The following is a 16,794-nucleotide window of genomic DNA, read 5'->3' as shown; positions in this document are numbered from 1 at the left end:
CGTCATCAGAGATACAAGCCGTGCCATGCACGCTCTCGCGTGCATCTTTTTGCCGTCAGACTACGCTTCAATCAGTTGAGTGAAAAGGGATTTCTGCGGGGAAAATGAGGGGAAACCTCAGGGTCTGACTGGAATTAAACCGCCTGCAAGTCTAAGCTCGTCCGGCCACTGTCCCGGAGCCCGCCATGCCCCGTTCGATTCGCTACGAACTCGTCGGCGTGCCTCAACATGTCGTCCAGCGCGGTAACAACCGGCAAGCGACCTTCTTCGGAAGCGATGACTACCCGTTTTACCGCGAGTGTCTCAAGGACGCTGCCGAGCGGTATGGGTGCGAGGTTCACGCCTATGTGCTGATGACCAACCACTGATGACCAACCACGTCCATCTACTGATGACCCCGACCCAGCTGAGTAGGTTGGGGTGAGCGCAGCGAACCCCAACATCGGCACGGACTTCATGTTGGGGTTCGCTGCGCTCACCCAACCTACACGCTGGCGGGATGATGTGTAGATACCTATGCCCTCCGAGAGCGGGGTAGGGGTGAGGGACTTGACATTCGCGCGAACTCAGAATCCCTCATCCGCCCCTTCGGGGCACCTTCTCCCGGAGGGAGAAGGGACGACAACATTCCCTTGAAGACGATCTTCCTCAGGCTTTGATGAGATCGCGCAAGTAGGCTTTCGCGCTCGCGGCATCTTTGAAGGTTTTGTCGCCGCGCGCAGGCTTGGAGCGCAGCGCGCGGATGGTCTTGGCGTTGGGCTTGGTGCCTTGTTAGACGGAGCTATGATCGGCCGCCTTCATCGGCGGCCGCTCGGATTCCCTCGCTGCTGCGAAGGCCTCAATGGCTGTGCGCACGGCTTCAGGGCCGCGGGTCTTGCCGGTGATGAGCTTCAGGCGTTCGACCAGCTTTTTCGGGGATGTTGACTTGCACGGCGGAAATTCCCGGAACCTGGGGCATTCTAGCCTGCGAAGCGCCTATAGCGGTCTAGGTTCCCAACCCGATCGATCTGGCTGAATGGCCTTTGCCGGTATAGGCTTCCATCATGACGACGACACCGACTATTGAGTCCATTCAGCAGGCCGCCTTAAAGCTACGGCCTGCCGCACGCGCGCAGCTCACACACGCGCTGATCCAAAGCTTGGCGGCGCTTCCCGAGGCTGAGGTGGCCGAGCTTTGGCTGGCTGAGGCCGAGCGCCGCGATTCGGAGATGGAGTCCGGTCAGATTCAAGGCATCCCGGGGGACGCAGTCTTCAGGCGCCTACGCGCTCGCTACGGCAAGTAATGCTGCCCTATGAATTCCATCCTCTCGCCGAAGCAGAACTTGACGAGGCGGTGGGCTACTACGAATCCGTCCAAGCCGGGAAAGGTCTGGAACTCGCGGATCAAGTTCAGGCAGCTATCGAGCAACTCTGCACTTTCCCAGAATCGGCTCCCATCACAAGAGGCAACATTCGCTCTATCGTTGTCCAGCCGCCTGGACGCTGGAGCTATACGGTCCACTACTGCATCAAGCCTTCGGTACTTCGCGTTCTTGCGGTTGCCCATCAGCGACGCCAGCCGTTCTATTGGTTCGGGCGGCGCTAGGCGCACAGCGGCGTAAATCTGGCCCGAGGGTCGCGCAGACCGGTTTACGGCGGGAGTGTCAGTAGCAGAACGAAGGATTGTAGTTGTAGACGAAGCGGGTCTTGGTGTCGGAATCCGGATCGACCCAGGCCGTCAGCGTCTGCAGGGCTGCGAATGCCGTTTTGGCGCGGTTGACCACGCTCTTGGTGTAGTCCGCGGAGCTGTCTTCGTACTTGAAGGACACTTCCGCCGCCAGGGGATGCACCGCTCCCGACGGCGCGCCGTTGTACCACAGGGTCACCGAGATCGCGCCGTCGAAATCGCCAAGATCGATCGTACGGCCCTTGTATACGCGCTCGCGCAGCGTCAGGCCGCCAACGGCCACGAGGTCGAGGCTGTCGCTGAAACCGTAGTCATCGCCGAAGCCCGGGAACGGGATGTTGATGTCGTCCATCTTGTTGATGGTTCGGGTGTTCGGTGCGGTGGTCGAATGGCTGTAGACGGACTTGAAGAACGAACTCGCCGAAGCGCCGATGTCTTCTTCGAGCTTGGTCTCGGCCTGCGAACTGGTCGAGGACAGATCCTCGAAATCGGAGATATAGCGGTCGGGGCTGCGGAACTTCAGCGTCACTTCCGAGCTGCCGTTCTCGATGCGTTCGCGAAAGGCGTAGCCGGAGTGGTCCAGCACGCAGCTTCCCGCGGTGTCATAGAACTTCAGGTCGCGGCTGGTTGCCAGATAGTCGCTGCCGGTGACGGTGCGGCTGATCGCCGCTTCGATTGTACTTTCCGCCGTGTCCAGAAAAGAGTCCACATTCGCCGCTTCGGTGTTGTAGCTGAACGCGCTGGTCAGCAGCATCAGCTTGTACTCGCGCGACGTGACGTCGGGGTTCGCCTGGGCGGCGCTCATCGGGAACAAGGCGAGAGTGGCGAGTAGAAGCTTGCGCATGGCGGTAGACCTTCGAGCGTGATAGCCGAAACAGCGGCGGTACGCTAGGTGTCCGATATGACGCGCTCATGAAGATCTCTGGAAAACTCCGGCCGCACGACTTTTCGGACGAGATCTTCGACTGTTCGGTTGAACTCGTAGGATGGGCACGTTTTTTCGTGCCCACGCGGATCGGGGCGCTGCGGCAGCATCACGTGGGCACGCTTCGCTTTGCCCACCCTACACCTACGCCGAGCGACTGGAGATTTCGTAGCTCGCGAAAGGCGGGATGCACTGCGCTCCTCCCGCCCTACAAGAGATTGAGAGGTTCATGGAGAGCCCCGTGTTCCTTGCGGACCTGCCGACGGACCCTGAACCCCTGCGTAGGCTGGGATGGAGCGAAGCGGAATCCCAGCACGGCGGCCCGAATTCAGCGCTGGGTTTCCGCTTCGCTGCAACCCAGCCTACGGGTGGGTCGGGCTCTCGGTTCATGGAGAGTCGCCCTACGCAGACCTCGCGTTTTTCAGTGACGCGCCCGGGATGCGACGGCTCGTACATCCTCGTCGGTGAGCGTGCGCAGAAATGCGGCGACGTCGTCGATGTCCGCTTCGCTCCAGGCCGGCTGCTGCCCGGGTTTGCGGTCCAGCGGGGAGTCGATCAGGTCGACGTTGACGCGCAGGGATTCCGGAAGATCGTCGTAGATCTGAAGTCTGCCCTGTATTCGCGGATACCAGCGCGTTGCGTCGACGTCGCGCTGCACATAGAAGCGCAGCGCCTCGTGCATATCGTGGAAGCGGCCGTTATGGAACAGCGCGCCGCGGGCGGCGACGTTGCGTAGTGTCGGCGTCTTGAAGAAGCCGCAGTAACGCAGATTCGGTTGGTCGCTGCGTAGCGGGCCGCATAGGCCCATGTCGAAATGGCGCGGGTCCTGGTTGGCGGGAATCTCCGGATTGCGCGGCACGCCCAGCGCCTGGAAGCCGAAGTCGGTGAACAGCGGATGCGATCCGTCCGCGCCCTTGCCGGAGAGATGGCAGGACGCGCAGTTGCCGCGCCTGGGATCGTTGAACAGGTCGAGGCCGCGGCGCTCGGGCGCGCTGAGCGCGCTTTTGCCGTCCAGGTAGCGATCGAACTTGCTGGTGTAGGGCGCGAAGCTGGGATCGTCGAGTTCGAAACGCTCCAGCGCCGCCAGCGCGAAGCGGAGTAGCGCGCCGTCGTTCGCCATCGCGTTGTCGCCTGCCAGCCTGTGCAGGCGATCGGCATAGAGTGCGCGTCTAAGCTTGGCCGCGACCGCGGCGACGTTTGCATTCCCCATCTCATTGGCGGCCAGCAGCGGGAACCGGGCCTGTTCGCGCAAGGTGTCGAACCGGCCGTCCCAACCGAAGCCTCCGGTGGGCACGCTGTCGGTTTCGATCAGTCGCTCGACCTCGTTCGCCTGGTATTCCTTGAACCAGCGGGGCGTGCGCGCCAGCGTGTAGCGCAGCGAAGGCACGGTGCGCAGGCCGGGTGTCTGCAGCCGGGCGCCGCCGAGTTGCACCGAGCGCGCGTTCGGCGGGCCGTAGGCATGCTGCGGATTGTGGCAGCTGGCGCAGGACTGCCGGCCGGAAGCAGACAGCGATTCGTCGAAGAATAGCTGTCGGCCGAGGTCTGCCATTTCGGATGGCGTCGGCGTGCCGGCCGCCGCGGCCGGGTGCGACAGTGCGCCGAATATCACCAGAACGAAGGCAGCGCCCGCCCTCACAGACCGCTGAAGACGTCGGTATCCATCGCAGCGAGGCCGTCCTGGCCGGCGTAGCCGAGGTAGGGGCTCAGCCGATAGATGTTCTGCAGCGTCTTCAGCAGCGAATAATGGTTGTACGGCACATCCGAGACCGTGCCGCCCTTGATGAACGGCGACAGCATCACCGCCCCGACACGGTCGCCGCCGTGGCCATCGATCTTGATCACGTAGGTCGTCGTCGGCGACACCGCGATGGTCTCCGCCGAGGGCCGGGTGATGTTCGGCCCGATCGGCTGATTGCAGCAGGACTCGCCGGGGAAGGTGATCGTGACCGTGGTCTTGCCGTCGACCGTCGACGGTGACACCGAGGTGTAGTTGCCTTCGTCGAAAGTGATGACCAGCAGGCCGTCCTTCTTGAACGCCGGCGAGGCCAGAATCTTGGGCACCCAGACCTTGAGGAATTCGTCCGAGGATTTCAGTCCGCCGGGCTTGCCGTCGACGCAGCCCTTGCCGGCGGCGCCGGTGCCGTCGCCATCGTGGCCGTCGTCGCAGAGATTCGGCGTCACGAAAGTGAAGTTGGGCGTCTTGTCGATCGACGCCAGGTCGGTATCGAGCTGCGGCAGGCTGACCACGTTCTTGTCGCAGTCCTCCGTGTCGATGATCGAATGGAAGTACACGAACGGATTGTGACGCGCGGCGTACTGGTCGCCGGCCGGCACGCTGGCGCTCGGCGCTTCGGGAGTCTGCGTCAGATCCTTTGCCCCGATCGCCGGGTGGCCGCAGGTCGCGTTTTCGCGCGCCGGATCGTTGCCCATGTCGCCCATATAGCCTTTCCACGACAGGCCGGCGGCCTTGAGCTGATCGGGCAGGGTCTTGATGCTGGTCGGGTAGACGCAGCCGTCGCCGATCGCCTGGCCATCGGCCGTCGTGCCGTTGAGCAGGAAGTCGTCGTAATTGGCGCAGTCGGCGGATGTCGCATTCGCCGTCGCCTGGCCGCTGATCATCGAGATGTAGTTGTCGAGGCTGGCGTGGCCGGTGCCGTAGTAATGCGTCAGCAGCGCGCCCGAGGTTTTCAGCGACTGCAGGTAGGGGTCCTGTGTGCTGGTGCCGAAAGTGTCGTCGTAGTTCTTGTTCTCCAGCGCGATCACGAAGACATGCTTGATCTGCTCGACGCCAGCCTCGTCGTCATTGCTGCAAGAGGCGATCAGGCTGCATGCCGCGATGCTCGCCAGACCCAGTCCTAGCCCGAGTCCCGCACATAAAGCCTTTCCGATGCGAATCAACACAAGATTGCCTCCCTGATCGTTATTGATGCCGCGCGTGGCCCGGCAATCCGGATATTTTCAGCGCGCGGCGATTTCAGAATCGTGACAGTCCAGGGGGCCCGACCGGCCGGCGGCAGACGCCAATCGGGACGAAGTCCGGTAGCATTGCGCTCCCCATTTCGACTCTCCCAGCCGTTAAGTCTAATGACCACGATCCGCCAGGAAGACTTCGTACAGTCGATCGCCGACGCGTTCCAGTACATCAGCTACTACCATCCGCTCGACTACATCACCGCGTTGGGCCAGGCCTACGAGCGTGAAGAAAACCCCGCCGCCAAGGACGCGATCGCGCAGATTCTGACCAATTCGCGGATGAGCGCCGAGGGCAAGCGCCCGATCTGCCAGGACACCGGCATCGCCACGGTCTTCCTGAAAGTCGGCATGCATGTGCGCTGGGAAGCCGGCAAGAGCGTCACCGACATGGTCAACGAGGGCGTCAAGCGCGCCTACGAGCACCCGGACAACAAGCTGCGCGCCTCGGTGCTGGCCGACCCGGCCGGCAAGCGCATCAACACCAAGGACAACACGCCCGCGGTGATCCATTACGAGATCGTCGCCGGCGATCATTTAGAGGTGATCTGCGCGGCCAAGGGTGGCGGCTCCGAAGCCAAGTCGAAGATGGCGATGCTGAATCCCAGCGATTCAGTGGTCGACTGGATTCTGAAAACCATCCCGACGATGGGCGCCGGCTGGTGCCCGCCGGGCATCCTCGGCGTCGGCATCGGCGGCACGCCGGAGAAGGCGATGCTGATGGCCAAGGAATCGCTGATGGCGCCGGTCGATATTCACGACCTGATCGCCCGCGGCCCGTCCAATCGCGCCGAAGAACTGCGCCTGGAGCTGTACGAGAAGGTCAACGCGCTGGGCATCGGCGCCCAGGGTCTCGGCGGTCTGACCACGGTGGTTGACGTGAAAGTTCTCGACTATCCGACGCATGCTGCGAATCTGCCGGTCGCGATGATCCCGAACTGCGCGGCGACGCGTCACGTGCACTTCCATCTTGATGGCTCCGGCCCGGCGGTGCTGCCGACGCCGAAGCTCGAGGATTGGCCCAAGGTGACCTGGAAGGCGAACCTGGAAACCTCGAAGCGCGTGAATCTGGACACGCTGACCAAGGAAGAAGTCGCCAGCTGGAAGCCCGGCCAGACGCTGCTGTTGAACGGCAAGATGCTGACCGGCCGCGACGCCGCGCATAAACGCATCGCCGATATGCTCGCCAAGGGCGAGAAGCTGCCGGTGGACTTCCGCAACCGCGCGATCTACTACGTCGGCCCGGTCGATCCCGTGCGCGACGAAGTCGTCGGCCCGGCCGGCCCGACCACGGCGACGCGCATGGACAAGTTCACCGAGATGATGCTGGCGCAGACCGGCCTGATCACAATGATCGGCAAATCCGAGCGCGGCCCGACCGCGATCGAATCGATCAAGAAGCACAAGAGCGCCTACCTGATGGCGGTCGGCGGCGCCGCCTATCTGGTCGCCAAGGCGATCCGCTCGGCCAAGGTCGTCGGCTTCGAAGATCTGGGAATGGAGGCGATCTACGAGTTCGAGGTGCAGGACATGCCGGTGACGGTCGCGGTGGATTCGACCGGCGAATCCGTGCATGAGACTGGCCCGAAGACCTGGCGCGCGAAGATCGGCAAGATCCCGGTCACAGTTGTCTGAATCGTAGAATCGTAGCTTGGGGTGAGCGCAGCGAACCCCAACATTGCGCGGCACACACGTTGGGGTTCGCTGCGCTCACCCCAACCTAGCCTTGTCCGGGATCACTGATGCTCTTCAACTACCGCGTGCTGAACCTGCTGGGCTTCGCCGGCTGCATCGGCGGCCTGCTGTTCGCGATCCTGTTTCTGCAGAAGACCTTGGGCTTCGAGCCCTGCCCGATGTGCATCTTCCAGCGCGTGGCGATGTTCGTGACCGGCATCTTCTTCCTGCTCGGCGCGATCCACGGCCCGCGCGGTCCGGGGCGCTGGGTGTATTCGCTGTTGGCGCTGCTCGCGGCGCTGGTCGGCGCCGGCATCGCCGGCCGTCATGTCTGGCTGCAGTCTCTGCCGGCGGACCAGGTTCCGGCCTGCGGCCCGACCCTGGCCTACCTGATGGACATGTTTCCGCTCAACGAAGTGATCACGATCATTCTGAAAGGCGACGGCAACTGCGCGAAGATCGACGCCCAATGGCTCGGCGTCTCGCTGCCTGGCTGGACGCTGATCGCGTTCATCGTGTTCGCGGTATGGGCGCTGGCGGTACCGCTGCTGGCACGCCGTTCGCGAGCCGAGTCCCGAATTCTTTAGACCGAGGATCACTGCATGTCCTACGCCACTACCGATCTTTCCGACGCCCATCCCGACGCGCCGGTCTGCGCACCGATCTTTCGCGACTTTGGCGGTGTAATCGCGTTCCACGGCCAGATCAAGACGCTGAAGGTTTTCGAGGACAACGGACAAGTCCGCGCCACGCTGGAGACGCCGGGCGAAGGCCGCGTGCTGGTCGTCGACGGCGGCGGTTCGGACCGCTGCGCGCTGGTCGGCGGCAATCTCGGCGCGCTCGGCGTCAACAACGGCTGGGCCGGCATCGTCGTCTACGGTTATATCCGTGATTCCGAGGAAATCGGTGCGCAGATGATCGGCGTCAAAGCGCTCGGCCTGCATCCGAAGAAAAGCGAAAAAGGCTTGCACAGCGCGCAGGTCGACAAGGTGGTGACGTTCGCCGGCGTGCATTTCCACAGCGGCCACTGGCTGTACGCCGACCGCGACGGCATTGTCGTCTCAGACAAGCCGCTGCACGGCTGATTCCGGATGGGCATGCAGGATCTCAGCAGCGGACCGATCCGCGGACATTTGCTGCGCATGGCCGCGTTCATGCTGGTGACGATGATCGTGCAAACGATCTACGGCCTGATCGACCTGTTCTGGGTTGGCCATCTCGGCCGCGAGGCAATCGCCGCGGTCAGCCTGGGCAGCAACTTGATGATGGCGGTGATGGCGGTGTCGCAGGTGCTGGCGGTCGGCGCCTCCGCGCTGGTGTCGCAGGCGATGGGCCGCAAGGATATGCCGGCGGTGGCGCAGCTGTTCAACCAGTCGATGCTGGTGTCCGCGCTGATGGGCCTGCTGGTCGGCGCGGCGTTTTTTGCCGCGCGCCAGTCGTATGCCTCGGCCTTGTCCTCCGATCCGGCGACGATCGCCTTGACCGTCGAATTCCTGGCCTGGTTCGCGCCGGCGATGGCGCTGCAGATCCCGATGATGGTGCTGTCGTCGGCGCTGCGCGGTGTCGGCAATATGCGCATCTCGTCGATCGCGCAGCTGGCGACGGTGCTGATGAATATCGTGTTCGCGCCGTTCCTGATTTTCGGCTGGATCAGCGGCGTGCCGCTCGGTGTCGGTGGCGCGGCGCTGGCGACCCTGGTGGCGATCGCGATCGGCTTCGCCGGCATGCTCAGTCACGTGATCCGCAGTCCGCATTACTTCGATGCGGCGCGGGGTGCCTGGCGAGTTCAGTTTCCGCTGTGGCGGCGCATCGCGATCATCGGCCTGCCTTCCGGCCTCGAACTCGGCTTGATGGCCTCATACATGGCCGCGGTGATGGGCCTGCTGCAGGCTTTCGGCCCGGCAACGCAGGCCGGATTCGGTATCGGCATGCGCATCCTGCAAACCGGCATGATTCCGTCAATGGCGATCAGCTTCGCGGCCGGCGCGATCGTCGGCCAGAACTTCGGTGCAGGGCGCGGCGATCGCGTCCGCGAAGCCTTCTGGCTGTCGCTGCGCTATACGCTGATCGGCGCCGCCGTGTTCGTGCTGATGTTCCATCTGGCACCGCAGTGGCTGATCAGGCCGTTCTCGGCGGACCCCGGCGTGATCGAGGCCGGCTCCGACTTCCTGCGCCTGATCTCCTGGAATCTGCTCGGCTCGGGCGTGGTGTTCGCCTGTTTCGGCGTGTTTTCGGGACTCGGCGATACCCGTCCGTCCCTGATCAGCTCTGCGATCCGCATCGCGCTGATCCTGGTGCCCGCGACCTGGCTGTCGCATCGCACCGGCTTCACGCCCTTGTGGATCTGGTACCTGTCGGTGGCCGCTACCACTCTGCAGGCGGCGATGAACCTGTTTTTCTTGCAGAGCCGGTTTTCTCGCCTGCCGGCTGCCGATGGCCCGGCCACGGCTGCGCATCCCGCCAGCGCACCTTAGAATTAAATTTGCGAGACCGACACGTCGGCTGTCGATTTGTCCGCCTCCGGTTCGACTACAAGACGGCGAATGACGCCAATCGACCAGGAGTACCCGATGCAATATCTGCTGATGATCTACGCGAACGAGTCCGAGTTCGCCGCGATGGCCCCCGCCGCGCTGACCGCGATGTCCAACGAGTACGGCGATTTCACCAAGGCGATCGTCCAGGCCGGCCAGTTCAAGGCCGGCGACCGGCTCAAGCCCACCGCCACGGCGACGACGGTACGCATTCGTGACGGCAAGACGCTGACCACCGACGGCCCCTTTGCCGAAACCCGCGAGCAGCTCGGCGGCTACTATTTGGTGGACGCGAAGAACCTCGACGAGGCGATCGCGATCGCGGCGCGCATCCCCGGCGCGCGCCACGGCAGCATCGAAGTGCGTCCGATCTGGCCCTTGATGTGATCGGCTGAGAGGCTGCCGGCCGGCATGCCCGAGCTGTCGGTCAACGCGGCGATCGAAGCCGTTTTTCGACGGGAGGCGGGTCGCGTCCTGGCGACGCTGATCCGCCTGCTCGGTGATTTCGATCTGGCCGAAGAAGCGCGGCAGGACGCCTTCGAGGCGGCTCTCGAGCAATGGCCGGCCAGCGGCATTCCCGCGAATCCCTCAGCCTGGCTGGTCGGCGTCGGCCGCAATAAGGCGATCGATCAGGTACGCAGGGACGCGGTGTATCGCCACAAGGTCCAGCACCTTGAGGCGGTCGAGGCCGAGCTGTCGCTCGCCGCCGGCGACGATGAAAGCGACGAGCCGCTGGCCGACGATCCGCTGCGGCTGATCTTCACCTGCTGCCATCCAGCTCTGGGCATGGAGGCGCGGATTGCATTGACCTTGCGCGAAGTCTGCGGCCTGACCACCCCGGCAGTGGCGCGTGCGTTTCTGGTCTCTGAGGAGACGATGGCGCAGCGGCTGGTTCGCGCCAAGAAGAAAATCCGCGACGCCGGCATTCCCTACGAGACGCCGGAGCCGTCGATGCTCGAGGAGCGCGTCGACGGCGTGCTCGCGGTGATCTATCTGGTTTTCACCGAAGGTTATGCGATGACCGCGGGCGAGGAGCTGATCCGCTCCGAGATTTGCCGCGAAGCGATCCGGCTCGGCCGATTGCTGGATGCGTGGCTGCCGGAGCGCGGGCCGGTGCTCGGTTTGCTGGCCTTGATGCTGCTGCACGATGCCCGGCGCAGTGCCCGGGTGTCGCCGGCCGGCGACGTGGTTCTGCTCGACGATCAGGATCGCCGGCTCTGGGACCAGAATCAGATCGCCGAAGGCCTGCTGCTGGTCGAACGCTCGCTGCGTTCGCGCGGACGGGTCAGCGCCTATGCGGTGCAGGCGGCGATCGCCGCGCTGCATTCGCGGGCGTCCGCGGCCGAGCCCACCGACTGGCCGCAGATCGTCGGGCTCTATGAGCTGCTGTTGCGGTTGCAGCCGACGCCGGTCGTCGAACTCAACCATGCGGTCGCGGTTTCGATGGTCGACGGTCCGTCGCGCGCGCTCGCGCTGGTGGATTCGCTGAGCGCGCGTGGCGGCATCGGCGACTATCACTTGCTGTACGCGGTCCGCGCCGATCTGTTGCGGCGGCTGGGGCGCATTCCGGAAGCACGCGAGGCCTGCGTTTCCGCACTGGCCTCGGCCAGGCTCGAACCCGAAAGGCGGTTGCTGGCGAAGCGGCTGGCTGAAATCGACCTTCAGGCGGGTTGAATCCGCAGAATCCCGGCGGACGATCTGCCGTTTCCGGCACTGTGGGTCTGCCTTATTTTCCATACTTATTAAATATGGAAGACAACAGTATCAACAATGCTGCATTGCAAAACTCACAAAAGCTTCGCTATGATTCGCGCCCTCGAACGGCCCGGCCGTCCCCGAGTTGACCGCTCGATTCACTAATCCCCGACAGGAAGCTGACATGACCCGCGAAGAGCAAATCAAGGCCCTTGAGAAAGACTGGGCGACCAACCCCCGCTGGAAGTCCGTCAAGCGCACGTATTCCGCCGCTGACGTCGTCCGTCTGCGCGGCAGCGTCCAGCTGGACTACACGCTGGCCAAGCGTGGCGCCGAACAACTGTGGAAGCTGGTCAATGGCGGCGCCAAGAAGGGCTATGTCAACTCCTTCGGTGCGATCAGCGCCGGCCAGGCGATGCAGCAGGCCAAGGCCGGACTCGAGGCCGTCTACCTGTCCGGCTGGCAGGTCGCCGCGGACGGCAATAGCTCGGAAACCATGTACCCGGACCAGTCGCTGTACGCCTACGACTCGGTGCCGACGATGGTTCGCCGCATCAACAACACTTTCAAGCGCGCCGACGAGATCCAGTGGTCGCGCGGCATCGAGCCGGGCTCCAAGGACTACGTCGACTTCTTCCTGCCGATCGTGGCCGACGCCGAGGCCGGTTTCGGCGGCGTGCTCAATGCCTTCGAGCTGATGAAGAACATGATCACCGCCGGCGCCGCCGGCGTGCACTTCGAAGACCAGCTCGCCGCCGTGAAGAAGTGCGGTCACATGGGCGGCAAGGTGCTGGTGCCGACGACGGAAGCCTGCGAGAAGCTGATCGCCGCGCGTTTCGCCGCCGACGTCATGGGCGTGCCGACCATCGTGCTGGCGCGCACCGACGCCGAGGCCGCCAACCTGCTGACCTCGAATCACGACGCCAACGACAAGCCCTTCCTGACCGGCGAGCGCACCGCCGAAGGTTTCTACCGGGTCAAGAACGGCCTGGAACAGTCGATCTCGCGCGGCGTTGCCTATGCGCCGTATGCGGACCTGGTGTGGTGCGAAACCGGCAAGCCGGATATCGGCTTCGCGCGCGAATTTGCGCAGGCCGTGCACAAGGTCAGCCCGGGCAAGCTGCTGAGCTACAACTGCTCGCCGTCGTTCAACTGGAAGAAGAACCTCAACGACAAGCAGATTGCCTCGTTCCAGGAAGACCTGTCCGCGCTGGGCTACAAGTACCAGTTCATCACGCTGGCCGGCATCCATATCAACTGGTACAACACCTTCGAATTCGCTCATGCCTATGCGCGCGGCGAAGGCATGAAACACTACACCGACATGGTGCAGGAGCCGGAATTCGCGGCTCGCGAGAAGGGCTACACCTTTGTCAGCCACCAGCAGGAAGTTGGTGCCGGCTACTTCGACGACGTCACCACGGTGATCCAGGGCGGTGTTTCCAGCGTCAAGGCACTGACCGGTTCGACCGAGGAAGAGCAGTTTCACTAGTCGTATTCTTGTAGTTCAAGCCGTACAGAAACCCCCGCCTGGTGCGGGGGTTTTTTATTGCTTTCGATATCACTTGCCGTTGGCATGGCTGGTGATACAGGCTTAGTGCAGGGGGCGGTACTGTGGTGCTTGAAAGGGGGATGGCGATGGGCGTATTGAAGCTGCTGCTGGTTGTGTTCGTGCTGCTGGTCATCGCCGCAATCGGCGTCGGTTTCACGCTGCCCGATCGGGCCAAGGTCGAACGCTCCGTACTCATCGATGCCAGCCCGGCGACGGTCTATACGGTGTTGAACGGCTTTCACCAGTTCAACCGCTGGTCGCCGTGGGCGGATATCGACCCGCAGACGGTTTACACCTACCAGGGCCCGCTGCTCGGCGTCGGTGCGCGCAGCGCCTGGAGCAGCAAGGATCCGAAAGCCGGCTCCGGCGACCAGGAGATCCTCGAAGCCACGCCGTACACGATAATCAAGGTGCGGCTGCGCTTCGAAGGCATGGACATGGACAACCTGCTGACCTACACGCTGACCGCGGCGGGCGCAGGCACCCAGCTGAGCTGGACCTATCTGAGCGACTTCAACGGCAATCTACTGAACCGCTATTTCGGCCTGCTGCTCGACCGCATGATCGGCCCGGACTTCGACAAGGGCCTGTCGAGGCTCAAGTCGTTTGCCGAATCGCTGCCGCGCGACGACTTCACCGCGATCCAGCCCGAGCTGATCCAGACGGAGCCCAAGCCGATTGCCTATCTGTCTGCCGAGGCGGCTTTCGATTCCGCGGCACCGGTGATCGCTGCCGCCTATGCGAGGATCGGCGGGTTCCTGGCGGCCAGCGGCCGCCACATGGTCGATGCGCCAATGACGGTGACCCGCGATTTCGACGCGCAGACCCGCAACTGGAAGTTCGACGCGGTGATCCCGATCGATCAGGAATGCACCGCGCCTGCCGAAGGTGACGATATCCAGTGCAGCAACAGTTATGCAGGCTGGGCGATACGGGCGCGCCATGTCGGCCCCTACACGAGCATGGATCGCAGCTACGCGAAGCTGGCGGTGTTCAGGACCGTGGCCGGCTTGACTGACAACGGCGCGCACTGGGAGCAGTACGTGACGGACCCCGGCACCACCGCTCCCGATTCGCTGCTGACCCTGCTGTACGCGCCGGTCAAATAGCCGCGGCCCGCGGCCCTTTAGTTTATCCCCCATTATTTATCCGACATCTGAAGGTTGAGTTGATGATCAAAATCATGCTTGTGGACGATCACCGCCTGGTACGCGCCGGCCTGCGCCGTGTGCTGCAGGAGGCGGCGGACATGGCGGTGGTAGCGGAGGCCTGCTCCGGTGAGGAGGCTCTGGATCTTGCGCGCGACAGCAATCCGGACGTGGTGCTGATGGACATCAACATGCCTGGCATCGGTGGCCTGGAATGCACGCGGCGGCTGCTGCAGCGCTCGCCGGCGACCAAGGTCATCGCGGTGTCGATGCATATGGAGGAGCCGTATCCGAGCCGTTTTCTGGCCGGCGGTGCGGCGGGCTATCTGAGCAAGGATTCGGCAGCCGACGAAGTCGTCTCTGCGATCCGCCGCGTGCACGCGGGTGGTCATTACGTAGCGGCCGACGTCGCCGGCAACCTGGCCGCCAGTCTGGTCCGCGGCGCCAACAACTCCCCGTTCGAGCAGCTGTCGCAGCGCGAGACCCAGGTCATGCTGATGGTCACCAAGGGCTACGGCACGCAGGAGATTTCGGACCGCCTGCACCTGTCTCCGAAAACCGTCAGCACCTACCGCTATCGCCTGTTCGAGAAGCTGAACGTCACCAACGACGTCGAACTCACGCGCATGGCGATGCGCTACGGCCTGCTCGAAGACAAGGCCGGCACCGCCATACGCTGAGCGGCGTAAGTCCCGGCAGGTCGGCAATCCTTTGCCGACGTGGATGCCCGATGCGCAATCACCGCCTCACGTCGGCAAAGGATTGCCGACCTACGGCTGGCGGCGGCGTTAAACTGGGCGCTATGGCAGCCAATAGCGAGAGTTTCGACTCCCGCGCCTTTCTCTCCCAGCTGACGACTCACCCCGGCGTCTACCGCATGTACGGTGGCGCCGACGAGCTGCTGTACGTCGGCAAGGCGCGCAATCTGAAGAAGCGGGTCGGGCAGTACTTCCTGCGCGCGTCCGGCGATGCGCGCATCGAGTCGATGGTATCGCAGATCCGGCGGATCGACATCACCGTGGTGCGCACCGAAGACGAGGCGCTGACGCTCGAGAACAACCTGATCAAGGAGTTCGGGCCGCGCTACAACGTGATGTATCGCGACGACAAGAGCTATCCCTACGTCCGCTTCTCGTCGCACCCGTACCCGCGCATCAGTTTCTACCGCGGCGCGAAGACTCCGCCGGACCGCTACTTCGGGCCTTTCCCCAGCGCCTCGGCGGTACGCGAAACGCTGTACACGCTGCAGAAGCTGTTCCGCGTGCGGCCCTGCCGCGACAGTTTTTTTGCGCATCGCGAGCGGCCCTGCCTGCAGCATCAGATCAAGCGCTGCTCGGCGCCCTGCGTCGGCCTGATCGAGCCCGAGGACTACGCGCACGACCTGTCCAAGGCGGCGCGTCTGCTCGAAGGCCGTGGCGACGAGCTGGCGCACGAGCTTTCCAACGAGATGGAGCAGGCGGCCGAGAGCCTGGACTTCGAACGCGCGGCGCGGGTGCGCGACCAGATCGCGGCGCTCAAGCGCGTGCGCGAGAACCGCGTGATCAGCGGAAGCTCCGATGCGCTGGATCTGATCGCGGTCGCGCCGCATGCGTCGAACAGCTGCGTGGTGGTGATGAGCGTGCGCGACGGCGTGAACCTCGGCCACCGCAGTCATTTCCCCAAGCATCCGCCGCATACCGACGTCGCCGAACTGCTTGACAGCTTCATCAGCCAGCACTACAGCCAGCAGCCGTGCCCGCCGGAGATTCTGATCAGCCACGAGGTCGAAGATATCGACTGGCTGGAAGCAGCGCTGAGCCAGCATGCCAAGCGCCGGGTCAGCATCCGGCAGCCGCAGCGCGGCGCGAAGCTGCAACTGATGGAGATGGCGCAGAACACCGCCGCGCAGGCCTTGTCCACCCGATTGGTCGAGTCCTCCAGCATGGACGCGCGGTTGCTCGAGTTGCAGCGTGTGCTGGACCTGGAGCATCCGCCGCGGCGCATGGAATGCTTCGACATCAGCCATACACGCGGAGAGAAAGCGGTCGCGTCCTGCGTGGTGTTCGGCGAAGACGGCCCGCTGAAAACGCATTACCGGAAATTCAACATCGAGGGCATCACGCCAGGCGACGACTACGCGGCGATCAAACAGGCGGTCGGCCGCCGCTTCGCGCGGGTCAAGGCCGGCGAGGTGCAGCGGCCCGACATCCTGTTCATCGATGGCGGAAAAGGGCAGCTCAGCTCCGCACTCGAAGCGCTCGATGAGCTCGGCATCGACGATCTGCGCATTGTCGCGATCGCCAAGGGGCCGACACGCAAGCCGGGCCTGGAGGAACTGATCCTGCCGGAGATGGAATTCCCGCTGCGGCTGGCCGCGGATTCACCAGCGCTGCATCTGATCCAGCGTATCCGCGACGAGGCGCACCGCTTCGCGATCACCGGTCACCGCGGCCGTCGCGACAAGGCGCGTGTCAGCTCCGACCTGGAGACCATCGATGGCCTCGGGCCGGCACGTCGCCGCGCGCTGCTGAAAGCTTTCGGCGGCACTGCGCAGTTGCGGCGTGCGACGGTCGATCAACTGGCGCAGGTCGAGGGTGTGAGCCAGACCCTGGCGGAACGGATTTACGCGTTCTATCGCGACTGAACCCCTG

General features: G+C 63.8%; 16 protein-coding genes. 13 read left to right on the top strand and 3 right to left on the bottom strand.

Annotation, left to right across the window (positions count from 1 at the left end; translation table 11 throughout):
- Positions 1–185 precede the first annotated feature (185 nt).
- The 3 genes from JWQ90_RS18495 to JWQ90_RS18485 all read left to right on the top strand — a co-directional run bounded on the left by JWQ90_RS18495 (position 186) and on the right by JWQ90_RS18485 (position 1,585).
- Positions 186–368 (top strand): transposase, encoded by a 183-nt coding sequence (locus tag JWQ90_RS18495; protein ID WP_299696482.1) that lies wholly within the window; start codon positions 186–188, stop codon positions 366–368.
- Between the two features lie 675 nt (positions 369–1,043).
- Entirely contained in the window at positions 1,044–1,283 is a 240-nt protein-coding gene (locus JWQ90_RS18490; protein ID WP_299696481.1) for an addiction module protein, read from the top strand.
- Positions 1,283–1,585 (top strand): type II toxin-antitoxin system RelE/ParE family toxin, encoded by a 303-nt coding sequence (locus JWQ90_RS18485; RefSeq protein ID WP_299696480.1) that lies wholly within the window; start codon positions 1,283–1,285, stop codon positions 1,583–1,585. The genes JWQ90_RS18490 and JWQ90_RS18485 overlap by 1 nt, the downstream gene beginning before the upstream one ends.
- 58 nt (positions 1,586–1,643) lie before the next feature.
- Here the strand turns inward: JWQ90_RS18485 and JWQ90_RS18480 are convergent, their stop codons facing one another.
- The 3 genes from JWQ90_RS18480 to JWQ90_RS18470 all read right to left on the bottom strand — a co-directional run bounded on the left by JWQ90_RS18480 (position 1,644) and on the right by JWQ90_RS18470 (position 5,492).
- On the bottom strand, positions 1,644–2,510 hold the full coding sequence (locus tag JWQ90_RS18480; RefSeq protein ID WP_299696479.1) for a hypothetical protein: 867 nt from the start codon (positions 2,508–2,510) through the stop codon (positions 1,644–1,646).
- A gap of 502 nt (positions 2,511–3,012) precedes the next feature.
- The gene (locus JWQ90_RS18475; protein WP_299696478.1) at positions 3,013–4,227 is read right to left on the bottom strand and encodes a cytochrome c peroxidase; all 1,215 of its coding nucleotides are present in this window, start codon (positions 4,225–4,227) and stop codon (positions 3,013–3,015) included.
- Complete coding sequence (locus JWQ90_RS18470; protein ID WP_299696477.1) at positions 4,224–5,492, bottom strand: alkaline phosphatase family protein; 1,269 nt, start codon at positions 5,490–5,492, stop codon at positions 4,224–4,226. The genes JWQ90_RS18475 and JWQ90_RS18470 overlap by 4 nt, the downstream gene beginning before the upstream one ends.
- Before the next feature lie 183 nt (positions 5,493–5,675).
- On the opposite strand from JWQ90_RS18470, the gene JWQ90_RS18465 reads away from it, so the two are divergent.
- The 10 genes from JWQ90_RS18465 (at position 5,676) to uvrC (ending at position 16,787) form a co-directional block, all read left to right on the top strand.
- Positions 5,676–7,196 (top strand): fumarate hydratase, encoded by a 1,521-nt coding sequence (locus tag JWQ90_RS18465; RefSeq protein ID WP_299696476.1) that lies wholly within the window; start codon positions 5,676–5,678, stop codon positions 7,194–7,196.
- Between the two features lie 107 nt (positions 7,197–7,303).
- Entirely contained in the window at positions 7,304–7,822 is a 519-nt protein-coding gene (locus JWQ90_RS18460; RefSeq protein WP_299696475.1) for a disulfide bond formation protein B, read from the top strand.
- A 15-nt stretch (positions 7,823–7,837) separates the two neighbouring features.
- Positions 7,838–8,320 carry a ribonuclease E activity regulator RraA gene (gene rraA, locus JWQ90_RS18455; protein WP_299696474.1) on the top strand — a complete coding sequence of 161 codons (483 nt, stop codon included), beginning with the start codon at positions 7,838–7,840 and terminating at the stop codon, positions 8,318–8,320.
- Positions 8,321–8,332: 12 nt separating this feature from the next.
- Positions 8,333–9,709, top strand: a complete 1,377-nt coding sequence (locus JWQ90_RS18450) for an MATE family efflux transporter (protein WP_299696473.1) — start codon at positions 8,333–8,335, stop codon at positions 9,707–9,709.
- Between the two features lie 96 nt (positions 9,710–9,805).
- Positions 9,806–10,156, top strand: a complete 351-nt coding sequence (locus JWQ90_RS18445) for a YciI family protein (RefSeq protein WP_366919543.1) — start codon at positions 9,806–9,808, stop codon at positions 10,154–10,156.
- A gap of 24 nt (positions 10,157–10,180) precedes the next feature.
- Positions 10,181–11,443, top strand: coding sequence for an RNA polymerase sigma factor (locus tag JWQ90_RS18440; RefSeq protein ID WP_299696471.1), 1,263 nt, complete (start codon positions 10,181–10,183; stop codon positions 11,441–11,443).
- Positions 11,444–11,648: 205 nt separating this feature from the next.
- Positions 11,649–12,956 carry an isocitrate lyase gene (gene aceA, locus JWQ90_RS18435; protein ID WP_299696470.1) on the top strand — a complete coding sequence of 436 codons (1,308 nt, stop codon included), beginning with the start codon at positions 11,649–11,651 and terminating at the stop codon, positions 12,954–12,956.
- A 146-nt stretch (positions 12,957–13,102) separates the two neighbouring features.
- On the top strand, positions 13,103–14,125 hold the full coding sequence (locus tag JWQ90_RS18430; protein WP_299696469.1) for an SRPBCC family protein: 1,023 nt from the start codon (positions 13,103–13,105) through the stop codon (positions 14,123–14,125).
- A 62-nt stretch (positions 14,126–14,187) separates the two neighbouring features.
- On the top strand, positions 14,188–14,844 hold the full coding sequence (gene uvrY, locus JWQ90_RS18425) for a UvrY/SirA/GacA family response regulator transcription factor (RefSeq protein ID WP_299696468.1): 657 nt from the start codon (positions 14,188–14,190) through the stop codon (positions 14,842–14,844).
- Between the two features lie 122 nt (positions 14,845–14,966).
- The gene (gene uvrC, locus JWQ90_RS18420) at positions 14,967–16,787 is read left to right on the top strand and encodes an excinuclease ABC subunit UvrC (protein WP_299696467.1); all 1,821 of its coding nucleotides are present in this window, start codon (positions 14,967–14,969) and stop codon (positions 16,785–16,787) included.
- Positions 16,788–16,794 lie beyond the last annotated feature (7 nt).

Origin of the sequence: Hydrocarboniphaga sp., assembly GCF_028291725.1 — a bacterium.
Classification (GTDB): Bacteria; Pseudomonadota; Gammaproteobacteria; order Nevskiales; family Nevskiaceae; genus Hydrocarboniphaga.
Note: the sequence above shows the minus strand (reverse complement) of the source record. Positions and strands in the feature narration are given on the sequence as shown.

What these genes read in the sequence shown, in the direction of transcription:
- JWQ90_RS18445 (WP_366919543.1), top strand. Translation starts at nt 9,806, where the DNA reads ATGCAATATCTGCTGATGATCTACGCGAACGAGTCCGAGTTCGCCGCG.
- JWQ90_RS18430 (WP_299696469.1), top strand. Translation starts at nt 13,103, where the DNA reads ATGGGCGTATTGAAGCTGCTGCTGGTTGTGTTCGTGCTGCTGGTCATC.
- JWQ90_RS18465 (WP_299696476.1), top strand. Translation starts at nt 5,676, where the DNA reads ATGACCACGATCCGCCAGGAAGACTTCGTACAGTCGATCGCCGACGCG.
- aceA (WP_299696470.1), top strand. Translation starts at nt 11,649, where the DNA reads ATGACCCGCGAAGAGCAAATCAAGGCCCTTGAGAAAGACTGGGCGACC.
- JWQ90_RS18490 (WP_299696481.1), top strand. Translation starts at nt 1,044, where the DNA reads ATGACGACGACACCGACTATTGAGTCCATTCAGCAGGCCGCCTTAAAG.
- uvrC (WP_299696467.1), top strand. Translation starts at nt 14,967, where the DNA reads ATGGCAGCCAATAGCGAGAGTTTCGACTCCCGCGCCTTTCTCTCCCAG.
- uvrY (WP_299696468.1), top strand. Translation starts at nt 14,188, where the DNA reads ATGATCAAAATCATGCTTGTGGACGATCACCGCCTGGTACGCGCCGGC.
- JWQ90_RS18450 (WP_299696473.1), top strand. Translation starts at nt 8,333, where the DNA reads ATGCAGGATCTCAGCAGCGGACCGATCCGCGGACATTTGCTGCGCATG.
- JWQ90_RS18460 (WP_299696475.1), top strand. Translation starts at nt 7,304, where the DNA reads ATGCTCTTCAACTACCGCGTGCTGAACCTGCTGGGCTTCGCCGGCTGC.
- JWQ90_RS18440 (WP_299696471.1), top strand. Translation starts at nt 10,181, where the DNA reads ATGCCCGAGCTGTCGGTCAACGCGGCGATCGAAGCCGTTTTTCGACGG.
- JWQ90_RS18480 (WP_299696479.1), bottom strand. Translation starts at nt 2,510, where the DNA reads ATGCGCAAGCTTCTACTCGCCACTCTCGCCTTGTTCCCGATGAGCGCC.
- rraA (WP_299696474.1), top strand. Translation starts at nt 7,838, where the DNA reads ATGTCCTACGCCACTACCGATCTTTCCGACGCCCATCCCGACGCGCCG.
- JWQ90_RS18485 (WP_299696480.1), top strand. Translation starts at nt 1,283, where the DNA reads ATGCTGCCCTATGAATTCCATCCTCTCGCCGAAGCAGAACTTGACGAG.
- JWQ90_RS18495 (WP_299696482.1), top strand. Translation starts at nt 186, where the DNA reads ATGCCCCGTTCGATTCGCTACGAACTCGTCGGCGTGCCTCAACATGTC.